The following is a 12,154-nucleotide window of genomic DNA, read 5'->3' as shown; positions in this document are numbered from 1 at the left end:
CCCGAGCCCTCCTACAGCAGCCCCCGCTGGGCCAGGTTCTGCATCAGCGCCATGATCCCGAACTTCCATTCAGGGCAGGTATCGCTGTGTTCCACCCGATTGATCAGCCGCCCGAGTCTCGGGCTGGCGATCTCGACGATGTCGCCGATCTCATGGGTGAAGCCGAGGCCCGCACCACGCCTGTCTTTCACCGGCGCGAACATCGTGCCGAGGAACAGCAACGCTCCGTCCGGATATTGATGGTTGCGGTTCAACAGTTGCGACGTCAAGTTTTCCGGCGAGCGGCTGATCGCCTGCATGTGGCTCGAGCCGGTCATCTCGAAACCGTCCTCGCCTCTGACGGTCAGACTGATCTCGGCCGATTTGACGTTGTCGATCGTGAACCTGCCGTCGAACAGGCGGATGAAAGGGCCGACCGCACACGAGGCATTGTTGTCCTTGGCCTTGCTCAAGAGCAGCGCCGAGCGGCCTTCGAAATCGCGCAGATTGACGTCGTTGCCGAGTGTCGCGCCCACGATCTCGCCCTTGGAGCTGATTGCCAGCATCACTTCGGGTTCAGGGTTGTTCCAGTCCGACTTCGGATGGATGCCGATCGCCGCACCACAACCGACCGACGACATCGGCTGGGCCTTGGTGAAGATCTCGGCGTCAGGGCCGATGCCGACTTCCAGATATTGCGACCACAGGCCCATGTCCTGCAGAACGCGCTTTACCTCGGCAGCTTCCTCGGACCCCGCAACGAGGCCCTTGAGATTATCGCCGAGGACGGGAGCGAGGCGGCCGCGGATGTCCTGGGCACGCAGCGGATTGCCCTGGGCCTGTTCCTCAATGACCCGCTCTAGCATGCTGTCAGCAAATGTCACACCGGCAGCTTTGATTGCCTGCAGGTCGGCGGGCGCGAGAAGATGGCCGGCCGAGCCGCTGAGAAAATCCTCGAGGCTGGCGAGTTCGGGCAAGGACGGCGTGCGTTGAAGCGTCTGTGTGATACCGTCGATCTCAAGCAGGGCGGACAGGGTCGGCGCCAAGGAGGAGAGATCGACAAGGCGTTCATTCGACACCAGGACGGGGCATGGGCCTCCGGCTGATCTGGACCACACGCGTCCGACCAGCACTGCGTTTGACGCATCGCCAGGCAATATCATATCAGATGAAATGGCATGCTGATGCGCCACGATTACCTCCCATTTCAAGAGAGAGCCTCCACTCTCTCTCCGACCTTGTCAGATGTCTGACAAGGTCACGACGTTATTAGTATGACATTTGACGCGAGTCCAGCAGCGCCCTGAAAGCCGCTATTGAAGGAACTTAGCGTCGCAACCTTGCCTACATTTCGAGTTCGAGACTGAGCCGTTTTGCAGCACCTTCCAGGTGATGCCGCATTGCCGTCTTGGCCGCCATCGGGTTACCGCCCTCGATTGCATCCCTGACGGCAACGTGTTCGGCAATGGTGATCTCAACAATTTCCTCCAGAATGGCAGAGGCGCGCGCCGCATTGATCGCGATATGTGTTTTCTCGGCGATAAAGCCGACGAATTGCAGAAAATAGTCGTTATGGGTGGCGGCAGCGACGGTCTTGTGGAAGGCGAGATCGGCAACAATTCCCTGGTCAGTCCATTTATCCGCGCCCGTCATCTGCGCTAGGGCATCGTCAAGCCTGGCAAGATCGGCTTCCGACCGGTGCAGGGCGGCGAGGCCCGCCGCTTCTGTCTCCAGTGCAAAGCGGACCTGAAAAAGACTGCAAAACGCCGCCTGGTCTCCGTGATGAGCGACCTCGAACCTAATCGACTGGCGCTGCTGGATCTCAGTGGCGAAGGCACCCACGCCCTGGCGTGTCTCGACGAGGCCTTCATTGCGCAGCTGCGCGATCGCCTCGCGCACGACAGAACGGCTGACGCCGAACGAACTCGCCAGAATATGTTCGGTCGGCAGTTTCTGTCCCGGCCGGATGCTGCCGTCAGCGATCTCCCTGCTGATCTCCGCAGCGATGCGGACCGGCAGGTGCTCGTTTCTCTTGATCTGGGTGAAATCAGCCATGACGGTTCCTTAGGCTTAAGCCGGCTTGCAAAAGGTCGCGTCGAGGTTGATCTGGCAGTGGGGGTTGAACAGCAGATCCGGGTCGATCGCCTTCTTTATGGCGACGAGCAGATTGCGCTTGGTGTCCGACACGCGCTGATCGAAGTCGTCGCGTTTCAGGCGGCCGATGCCGTGCTCGGCGCTGATGCTGCCTTGGTATCTGTCGATCACCACGTTGACGACCTTTTTGGCCTCGTAGATGCGATCAAGACGCTCGTCTGGCGTCAAACCGGCGGGCGGCAGGACGTTGAGATGGACATTGCCGTCGCCCACGTGACCGTAGGAGACGCTGATGCAGTCCGGCAGGGCCCCCAAAACGGCCGCCTCCGCATCGGCCACGAAAGAGGCGAGCTGCGACAGCGATACGGAAATGTCCGTGCGCATATGGCTGCCGCGCTTGGCCTGGCCTTCGTTCATGCCTTCCCGGATCAGCCAGAGATTGCGGGCCTGCGTCTGCGACGAGGCGATAGTGCCGTCGACCACCAGCCCGTCCGCCATGACACCTTCGAGAAAGCGCTGCATGAGGTCGTCGATATCCACCAGTCCGGATCCGGAAATTTCCATCAGTACATAGGCCTGGTATTGTGGGGAAAGCGGGATCGGCAGGTCGGGCATGGCCTCCTGCGCCAGGGTCAAGGCGAGCGGGGGCATGAATTCGAAAGCCGACATCAGGTCGCAGCAGTCACGTCGCGCGCGGCGGTAGAGCGTGATGGCGTTATCCAGCGAACCGAGCGCCAGGAGGGCGGTTGCGACATGGTCGGGATAGGGCGTGAGCTTCACCGAAACCGCGGTGATAATGCCGAGCGTACCCTCGGCCCCGATAAACAACTGCTTGAGGTCGAGGCCGCGATTGTCTTTGCGCAATGTCGACAGACCGTCAAAGACACTGCCGTCGGGCAGGACGACTTCGAGGCCGAGCACGAGTTCCCGCGTCATGCCGTAGCGCAGAACATTGATACCGCCGGCATTGGTGGAGACATTGCCGCCGATGCGACAACTGCCCTGGGCGCCGAGCGCGAGTGGAAAGAACATGCCCTTTTCGGCAATCGCATCCTTTAGTTCCGCAAGGACACAGCCCGCCTCGACCACAGCTGAAAAATCGTCGGAATCGATGCTGCGGATGCGGTTCATACGCTCGAGAGTGAGCACCACCTGATGATCGGGCTGATCGGGCGTAGCGCCCAACACCAGGCCGGTATTGCCGCCCTGCGGTACGATCGCAAGGCCCAGCGCCCCGCAGGCCCTAACGGCTGCCTGGATGTCCATCGTGGTCCGTGGCCTGATGACCGCAACAGCACCACTGGTGACGTCCCCATGCCAATCAGTGCAGTAGCGCCTCATGTCGTCGGCTTGGGTGAGAACCACGTCTTCGCCAAGAACGGCGCGCAGTGAAAGACGCTTCTCATCGACCGAGCTGTTACGATTGCTCAAGTCACCCTTCTTTCTAGGCTCAGTCGCGAAGGCCGGGAGATCAGACGTATCTCTAATACCCAACCTCCCTCAACGCCCCGACAGATTACCTCGCGAAGAGTTATCAGACAACCTTACAAACTGTCTACCATTTCTTGAAGCGCACCGACCATCAGCCCTCGTGGTTGGTTGGGTTTACGCGACCGAGATATACGCACCCGTAGAGCGACTGCCCGGCCGCGTCAGCTTACAAAAGCCTCGCCATTTGGGCGAACTGTGTGCCAGCAGTGACGCAGCCAGTGCAGGAGCCGCGAGTTACGGCCGTACTGCACACAAAGAGGTCAAAGATCCGGAGCCTTCTCCTGAGTGGGTTTGAACCTGTAACCCACTGCTGCTTCGCGTCGATCTCATGCCAACTTTCATTTACGTCAGAGGTTTGAAAAGCCCGGCCCCCGTGCTTTGTCGCCAATTCCTTGTGAAGGACATCCGAAGAGAATTTCGAACTCACAATGGAAAATGACTTCGAACATTATCTCTTCTCTTGCTGTTCGGTCCCTGTCCTTTTCGAAGAACAGCGTCAAATTTTCTGGCTCCTATCGCCGGAGGGTTAGCAGACTGTGTGGATATGGACTTCTGCGCGCCCCACTATCACGAGCGTCTAAACCGCAGCCATCTCCTCCAGTCGCACTCCACTGGCCGGATCGAAAAGATGGAGATCACAGGCGTCCACGTTCAAGCCGATGGTCTGCCCCTCCTTGAGCGGCATCGTCGCTGGAACGGCAATATTGACCTCGTCGCGTCCGACCTCGACGGTGACCAGCCTTGTCTCGCCGTGGAACTCGTTGCGCTGCACACGCCCCCTCAACTGACCGCCTTCCCCACACGGTTTCAAGGCACCCGGACGAACGCCGATCGTCACACGGCCGGGCCGGACGGCGAATGGCGCACTCAACTGCATATTCCCATTGGAAAGCATTCCCTCCACCGCATCCACCTCCATGAAGTTCATGTTTGGGGTTCCAATGAACCCTGCTGCAAAAAGCGTTTTGGGAGATTGATAGATTTCCTCGGGCGTTCCCATCTGCTCGACGCGGCCGTCCTTCATCAGCACGATCCTGTCCGCCAGTGTCATGGCTTCGAGCTGGTCGTGCGTGACATAGATGCTGGTGGTCTTCAGCTCCTTGTGCAGCCGGGCAATCTCGACACGCAGGCTTCCGCGCAGCTTGGCATCAAGGTTGGAGAGCGGCTCGTCGAAGAGAAATACCTGCGGCGTCTTGATCGTCGCACGCGCGATCGCAACGCGCTGCTGCTGGCCACCCGACAGTTCGGTCGGCTTGCGTGACAGATAGACTTCCAGCCCCAGAGCCGAGACGACCGGCGCAAGGCGGCTTTCAATTTCCGCCTTGGCAACCCCTGCCCGCTCGAGGCCGAAAACGATGTTTTCGCGCACCGTCATGTGCGGATAAAGGGCATAGTTCTGGAAGACCATCGCAATGCCCCGGTCGCCCGGATCACGATCGTTCATCCGCTGACCGCCGATCAGAAGATCGCCACCTGAAATCTCCTCCAGTCCGGCGATCATGCGCAGCATCGTGGATTTGCCGCAGCCGGATGGACCGAGGAAGACCACGAATTCATGATCGGCAATGTTCAGGCTGAAATCACGCATGACCTCGAGCGAACCATAAGCCTTGCTTATGGACCGGCACTCAACTGTCGCCATTAGATTGCCTCCCCGTCCATGAGGATTTGGAGCTTGACATCATCGGGACGTCCCTCGGCCGCGCGCTCGAAAGCCTTGATCGATTGGTCGAACGTGTAGCTATCGGAGATGAGCGGCTTCAGATCGACCTTGCCAGCAGCAATGAGCGCCAGAGCACGATCAAAGACATTGGCATAACGGAATACCGTTTCGATCCGGCACTCGCGCGCGCAGGCGGCAGCGATGTCGACTGGGACAGGTTCCGGCGGCAAACCGACAAGCACCACGGTGCCGCCGGGGCGAACGATCCTGAACAGGTCACGCACTGCCGCCGGAGCGCCGGAGCATTCGAAAACGATATCGGCGCCCCAACCGTTGGTCGCCTCGTCGATGGCGGAAACGATGTCGGTCTGCCGCAGGTTGATGCCGGTAATCCCGTCATAGGTCTGGGCAAGGTCGAGCTTGGTGTCCGACAGATCGGAGATAAATACTCTTGAGCATCCCCCAGCCAGGGCAGCCAGCGCCACCATGATGCCGATCGTGCCGCATCCGGTGACGACCGCCGTGTCGCCGGGGGTGATGCGTGCACGGGACGCGGCCTGCATGCCGACCGCAAAGGGTTCGACCATCGCGCCCTCGGCAAACGTCACATTGTCGGGAAGCTTGTAGGTGAACGCGGCCGGATGCACGGTTTCGGGCGTGAGTACGCCGTGAACCGGAGGCGTTGCCCAGAAGGTGACCGCCGGATCGACATTGTATATGCCGAGCCGCGATGCGCGGGAACGAGGATCGGGAATACCCGGCTCCATGCAGACGCGATCGCCAGGCTTCAGATGCGTGACGCTGCTGCCGACCTCGATGATCGTCCCGGCCGCCTCATGCCCCAGCACCATCGGCTCGTTGACGATAAAATCGCCGATGCGGCCGTGGGTGTAATAATGCACGTCGCTGCCGCACACGCCGACCGTATGCAGGCGGATGCGAACATCGTCGGGACCGACCTCTTGCGGCAGGTCAATTTCGCGCAGGGAAAGCTCGCCGACACGTTCGAGTACAAGTGCTCTCATCATCTTCAACCTTGGTCAGATTTCTTTGAGAATGCCGCGTTGAGACCGCCCGCGAGAAAGCCGAGCAAGATCAGTGGCGGTAGCGATAAAAGGACAACGGCAGCGTTGAGGATGCCCCAGGGTACGTTCATGCCGAGCTGGGACATCTCCGATGCAATGATCGGCAGCGTTTTGGCCGAAGACGTGGTCAGCATCATCGCCAGAAGGAACTCGTTCCAGACGAGAACAAAGGAGAAGGCGATCGCGCCGAAAATCTGGAACCGTGCGATCGGCAGCGCAATCCGGAAGAAGGTCTCGTATGGCCCGAGGCCATCGACACGGGCAGCCTCTTCGACGTGCAGGCTCACCCTTTCGAACGCCGGTACCGACAACCAGATGGTGATCGACGTCGTGACGATCAGGTAGGTGACGATCAGCGAGACGCGGGTATCGTAGAGATCCAGTCCAAGCCAGATCACGAGCATCGGGATCGCTATGGCAACCGGCGGCAGGAAACGCAGGGACAGCACGAAAAACTGCGCTTCAGCGGTCAGACGGTTTTTGAACCGTGCGATGACATAGGCTGCCGGAACTCCGAGAATGGCGCCCAGCAGGACGGCTGACGAACAGATGATGACCGAGTTCGTCAGCGCCCGTGAAACGGAACGCCTGTTGAGCACATAGCTCATATTGTCGAACACCGGCTGGAAAAACAGTTTTGGCGTACTGACCAGCAGATCGGCATTGGTCTTGAAGGCATTGAGCAACGTCCATAACAGCGGCAGCACGACAAGAGCAGCAGCGAGAAAGAGGACGGACCTGAGAAGAAAAAGGGAAATTTTCATCGGTTCAACCTCTTCCACGTCATGGTGAAGGCAACGACGGTCAGGACCATCATGATCACAGCCATGGACGACGCGTAGGAGATCTTTCCGGACTCGATGAAACCTTGCGAATAGGCATACATGTCAAGCGTTTCGGTCGAGATGCCTGGACCACCACGGGTCATGACATAGACAAGATCGAAGGAACGAAGGCTCTCGATCGCCTTGACCAGAAGCAGACTGATGAGCGGCACCTTCAACATCGGGAGGGTGACGTATCTGTGGATTTCCCAGCGCTTCGCGCGGTCGATACGAGCAGCCTCCAGCGGCTGCGGCGGAAGGGATTCCATCAGTTTCAACACGATCACCGCGAAAAACAGTCCCCACTGCCAGACATCGACAAAGGCGACGGCAAGCAGGGCGCCGATCGGTGTGGACAGAATATCGGGCGTGGCTCCGGTCAATTCACGCACCGGCCAGGTGAGCGCGCCATAAAGCGGGTGAAATGCAAATTTCCAGACGAAGGCTGCGCAAACCCGCGGCAACAGGACCGGGATGATGAACAGCAGACAAAGAATGTTGCGGGTTCGCTGGCTTGCCGCCTCGAACATCGCAATGCCGAGACCGATACCGACCATCATCGTCGCAGTTACGCTGATGATCTCCCACTTGAAGGAGACCCAAAGAGCGTTGAGAAACCGGGCGTCGGAGAAAAGCGCAATGTAATTGGCAAGCCAGACATAGTCGGCGGCCGGTTGTGAGAGTGTTCGGTTCTGCAGCGAAATATTCACGGCATAAACCGTCGGTACCAGCGCCAGGATAATCAGGATTATCAGCGTGGGCCCAAGAAAGACGTAGGGAAGCGAACGTCCGCGACGCATATGGAAACCTCGAATGAGTGGGTGGGCGCGCTGGTCGGCGCGCCCTCGCTGTGCAGCGCCTAGAGCTTTTCGGCGAACGCCTGCAGGTCATTCAGCGTCGCCTTGATATCGGTGCGACTACCGGTAATCAGTTCCTCGAGCATGATGCCCCACTGGTTGCCCAGTTCCTGCCAGCGCGGATCCTGCCAGAACGTCACCTGTGTCCGGCTGCCGGTCGCCGCCATCGCGTCCGCAAGGTTTTGCCCAAAAGTCTTGGCGTATTCGGGGCTCTGATAGGTGCTGGTTCGTGTCAGTTCACCCGGCTGGCCAGCGGCAAGACGGCGTGCCTCCTGCTCCTTGGACGTCGCCCATGCAACGAACAAACCGGCGCATGTCTTCTCTTCGTCAGTCGCGTTGGCCTTCGAGGCGATTGCGAAACCGTGAGCATAACCGGCGCCCGGCAGCGGCGTCGGCGGCACGGCGAAGGCAACCTTGTCCGCGACCTGGCTCTGCGCCTTGTCGACCGACATCCCGCCGAGCGGTGCGGATTCCACGATGATCGCGACCTTTCCGGCGCGGAAGGCACCGGTGGACTCGTCCCAGGAGCCCGTCTGGGTTCCCGGCGCCGAGTATTTGAACAGATCGAGATAGGTCTGCGTCGCCTTGACAGCCGCTTCGGAATTGAAGGCCGGCTTGCCGTCCTTGAACCATTCGCCGCCGTTGGCCTTGAACAACGGCATCCACCGCCAGACGTTGGCGCCCGAACCGCGCTGACCGCGCAAGGCGGTTCCGTAGACGCCGTTCTTGGGATCGTGCAGTTTCTCGACCGCAGCCAGATATTCGTCCCAGGTCTTCGGCGGCGCCACGCCGGCCTTTTCCAGAAGGTCAGTGCGATAGACCATCAGGTCGCCACCGCCCTGGATCGGAGCAAACCACTGTTTGCCGTCATAGGTTGCCGCAGCACGCATGCCGGCATCGAAGTCATCATAATCATATTCGGTGGGATAGAAGCCTGCGAGCGGCACAATCCAGCCGGAAGATGCGAAAAGCGCCAGGTTGGCTTCGTCGACGTAATAGACGTTGAAGCTGCCAACCGTCGAGGCATCCGCCTGCGACTTGGCACGGCGATCGTTTTCGTTGAGGTAACTGATCTCGAAGCCGGCGCCGGACAGTTCTTCGAACTCGTCGACATGGCTTTCCAGCAATGTCAGACCATCTCTCGGCTGCGCAAGGATCCGCAGATCGTCACTGCATACGGCAGCGGCAATTGCGTTCGATGCGGCAAAAATTGCGATGGCCGCGCAGCCTGCGCGAAGCGTGATACGTCCCATTGTTCCCTCCCAGGTTCGGCATCTCCCATGCCGTGGACGAGGGTATTTTGACGCGGAGACGAAAAGGAAATAGTTCCCTTCTTGCGTGAAAATGATATTATTTTGACAAATGCCAACAGATGCGGCCAGCTCGTGACAACAAACCAACAGAACACGTCCCAGCCGAGTTCCTATTCAGCCACCCGCGAACAGATCATCCTGCCTGGTGGCATGTCGTACCTCATCAGGCGCGACGACTATCCCAACCCGATATGCATCTGGAACTACCACCCTGAATGGGAGATTCATTACATCCCGGAGGGACAGGGTTTCGCCTATGTCGGAGACTATGTGGGGCCGTTCAAATCAGACCATCTGGTCCTGACGGGAACCAACCTCCCCCACAACTGGATCACGCCCGGAGCACCGTCGCTGCCGGGCCGCGATCTGGTGCTGCAGTTCGATGCCGATGCTCTCATGAACATTCGCAATGTATGTCCCGAGTTCGACATCATCTACAGGCTGAGAATGCTCGCTCAGCGCGGTGTCGAGGTTGTCGGGCCGCAAGCGTCCGAAATCGGCGCCAAGATCCTCAGGTTGCACGCCAAACAGGGCAGCGGCGGTCTTAGTCTGTTCCTGGAGATCCTCAACGACATCGAGGCCGCTGGCCAGAAGAGACTGCTGGCCAGCGAACACTTCATATCGTTCTACAATGAGATGTCTGACAAGCGGCATCGCAGGATCGATCAGGCGATCCAAATTCTTCAGTCAAATCCCAGAACCCAGATGAACGAAGTTGCCGAGGCGGTTCGCTTGGAACCTTCCGCATTTTCACGCGCGTTCAAACGCCTCACGGGGATGAACTTTTCTGACTACAGCCGGTCCGTCCGGGTATGGCGTGCCCGCACGATGCTCGCGGAATCGGACATCGCCGTCACCGATGTATGCTTTGAGGCCGGCTTCAACAACCTCTCCAACTTCAATCGGTATTTCAAAATGGAAACCGGATTGACCCCGCGCGCCTATCGGACGGCCGCGCGTATCCGTGGGAAATCGATGCTTTAAACGTGATGGAGCATGCTCGTTCCGATTTTTGTATTTGCGCTGCCATAAGCCCTGAGCTCATTCCGTGTCCGACTTGAGAGATAGGTGACGTTTTGTACCGGAGACATGGGTCACACTTTTCGCTTTGCGGGAGGTGTTGATGCCGTGGAGAGAGACTTCGGTCATGGAGGAACGTCTACGCTTTGTCGCTCGGCTTCTGGAGGGCGAAGGGATGAGCGAGGTTTGCCGGGATTTCGGCATCTCGCGCAAGACCGGCGACAGGATCTTCAATCGCTACAGGGACGACGGGCTGGAGGCGCTGACGGATCGATCCCGGCGTCCTGTACGCTATGCCAACCAGCTCCCGACCCAGATCGAAACGCTGATCGTCACATCCAAGAGGGACAAGCCGCATTGGGGTGCCCGCAAGATCCGGGAATTGCTGATCCGCAAGCTGGCTGGTGATGTCCGCATTCCTGCGACCAGCACGGTGCATGCGGTTCTTGACCGCTACGGACTGGTCACTCATGCCCGCAAGCGCCATCGTCACAAGGCAGAAGGCACGGCGCTGTCGCATCCGCTTTATCCAAACGATCTGTGGTGCGTCGACTTCAAGGGGGAATTCAAGCTTGGCAACGGGCGATATTGTTACCCATTGACGGTCACCGACCAGGCCTCGCGTTATCTTCTTGCCTGCGAAGCCTTCGGATCGACGAAGGAAGTCCCCGTCTTCGAGGCCTTCCAAAGACTGTTTGCCGAACGTGGCCTGCCGGGCGCAATCCGAAGTGATAACGGCGTCCCATTCGCCAGCCCGAACGGTCTCTATAATCTGTCGAAGCTTTCCGTCTGGTGGCTCAGGCTTGGCATTGCCATCGAACGCATCAGGCCGGGCCATCCGCAGCAGAATGGTTGCCACGAGCGCATGCATCTGACGCTCAAGAAAGAAGCCACCCGGCCACCCCAAATGAACATGCTCCAGCAGCAGGCTCGTTTCGATGCCTTTCTCAACGAATCAATACCGAACGACCGCACGAGGCACTTGGCATGCAGAACCCGCAGGACGTCTATTCAGCCGCAGCGCGACGCTATAACGGACTACCGGACGTGGACTATCCCTTCCACGACAGGGATGCGCTCGTCACCAATTGCGGGCGCATATGCATGTACCGAAAGAAGATCAACATCTCGATCGTCATGGCAGGCCAGAGACTGGGAATAAAAGAAGTCGATGACGGCATTTGGCTTGTCAGCTTCATGCACTATGATCTCGGTTACATCGACCTGGAACAGAAGACCTTACAAACAATCGACAACCCGTTCGGCACGAGGTTGTCACCCATGTCTTAGGTACAAGATGGTACCCATGTCTCCGGTATGGACACCGCCAAAGTTACGGTCTTGACCGGATATGAACCCTCGACCTGCTTCTTTGAGAAGACGCTACCTGTTCCGGTGGTTACTGTCTAACACGAACAGAATAGCTGGCCATGTCACCAACTCGCGCCCTTCTTCGCACAGCTGCGTGGAGGTCGGCTGACGAGGGCTTCTGTGCAGCAGCAACTGACTGGCAGTTTCCGAAGCGGCCGCCCATCACCACGCTGCTGCATCGTCCGTTTTCTCTTTGTCCTTGAGGCTCTTTGGAACCGGACAATAGAGCAAGATATCGAGACGTTAAGGCAATGCTTTGCAGGACTTGTCAGGCTAGCTTGAGGGTGTCGCAACGTTGAGAGCATGCTCGAGGGCGACGAAGTTCGCACACTTGATCTTGAATACGAGCGCATGCCGCAGGCTGCATGTCGTGAACCGAGAGGAGAGCCCTCATGATCATTATCTCTGACATCGGCGCTAGCCCCTAAGCCTAAGAAGCGCTTTCGCGCCCACGTTT

The 12,154-nt window shown here is 58.7% G+C and carries 9 protein-coding genes and 1 pseudogene; 2 read left to right on the top strand and 8 right to left on the bottom strand.

Going from position 1 to position 12,154, the window contains the following annotated elements:
• Positions 1 to 11: 11 nt before the first annotated feature.
• The 8 genes from ACQKKX_RS15005 to ACQKKX_RS14970 all read right to left on the bottom strand — a co-directional run bounded on the left by ACQKKX_RS15005 (position 12) and on the right by ACQKKX_RS14970 (position 9,246).
• The gene (locus tag ACQKKX_RS15005; protein ID WP_427571842.1) at positions 12 to 1,142 is read right to left on the bottom strand and encodes a fumarylacetoacetate hydrolase family protein; all 1,131 of its coding nucleotides are present in this window, start codon (positions 1,140 to 1,142) and stop codon (positions 12 to 14) included.
• Positions 1,143 to 1,323: 181 nt separating this feature from the next.
• A complete protein-coding gene (locus tag ACQKKX_RS15000; protein WP_427571683.1) occupies positions 1,324 to 2,034 on the bottom strand; it encodes a FadR/GntR family transcriptional regulator in 711 nt (236 codons plus the stop codon).
• Positions 2,035 to 2,049: 15 nt separating this feature from the next.
• Positions 2,050 to 3,504, bottom strand: coding sequence for an FAD-binding oxidoreductase (locus ACQKKX_RS14995; protein ID WP_427571682.1), 1,455 nt, complete (start codon positions 3,502 to 3,504; stop codon positions 2,050 to 2,052).
• A gap of 637 nt (positions 3,505 to 4,141) precedes the next feature.
• The gene (locus tag ACQKKX_RS14990) at positions 4,142 to 5,206 is read right to left on the bottom strand and encodes an ABC transporter ATP-binding protein (protein ID WP_427571680.1); all 1,065 of its coding nucleotides are present in this window, start codon (positions 5,204 to 5,206) and stop codon (positions 4,142 to 4,144) included.
• On the bottom strand, positions 5,206 to 6,252 hold the full coding sequence (locus tag ACQKKX_RS14985; RefSeq protein ID WP_427571678.1) for an NAD(P)-dependent alcohol dehydrogenase: 1,047 nt from the start codon (positions 6,250 to 6,252) through the stop codon (positions 5,206 to 5,208). Before ACQKKX_RS14985 ends, ACQKKX_RS14990 begins: the two co-directional genes overlap by 1 nt.
• A gap of 5 nt (positions 6,253 to 6,257) precedes the next feature.
• Complete coding sequence (locus ACQKKX_RS14980; protein WP_427571676.1) at positions 6,258 to 7,076, bottom strand: carbohydrate ABC transporter permease; 819 nt, start codon at positions 7,074 to 7,076, stop codon at positions 6,258 to 6,260.
• Positions 7,073 to 7,936: a carbohydrate ABC transporter permease gene (locus ACQKKX_RS14975; protein ID WP_427571674.1), complete on the bottom strand. Its 864-nt coding sequence runs from the start codon at positions 7,934 to 7,936 to the stop codon at positions 7,073 to 7,075. Before ACQKKX_RS14975 ends, ACQKKX_RS14980 begins: the two co-directional genes overlap by 4 nt.
• A gap of 59 nt (positions 7,937 to 7,995) precedes the next feature.
• Complete coding sequence (locus tag ACQKKX_RS14970) at positions 7,996 to 9,246, bottom strand: ABC transporter substrate-binding protein (RefSeq protein ID WP_427571673.1); 1,251 nt, start codon at positions 9,244 to 9,246, stop codon at positions 7,996 to 7,998.
• A 132-nt stretch (positions 9,247 to 9,378) separates the two neighbouring features.
• On the opposite strand from ACQKKX_RS14970, the gene ACQKKX_RS14965 reads away from it, so the two are divergent.
• Both ACQKKX_RS14965 and ACQKKX_RS14960 read left to right on the top strand, forming a co-directional pair.
• Positions 9,379 to 10,290 (top strand): AraC family transcriptional regulator, encoded by a 912-nt coding sequence (locus ACQKKX_RS14965; RefSeq protein ID WP_427571840.1) that lies wholly within the window; start codon positions 9,379 to 9,381, stop codon positions 10,288 to 10,290.
• Between the two features lie 139 nt (positions 10,291 to 10,429).
• Positions 10,430 to 11,616, top strand: a pseudogene (locus ACQKKX_RS14960) (integrase core domain-containing protein).
• Positions 11,617 to 12,154: the final 538 nt, after the last annotated feature.

Source organism: Neorhizobium sp. NPDC001467 (assembly GCF_050275975.1).
Classification (GTDB): domain Bacteria; phylum Pseudomonadota; class Alphaproteobacteria; order Rhizobiales; family Rhizobiaceae; genus Neorhizobium.
The sequence above is the reverse complement of the archived record's forward strand: the minus strand, read 5'-3'. Positions and strand labels throughout refer to the sequence as shown.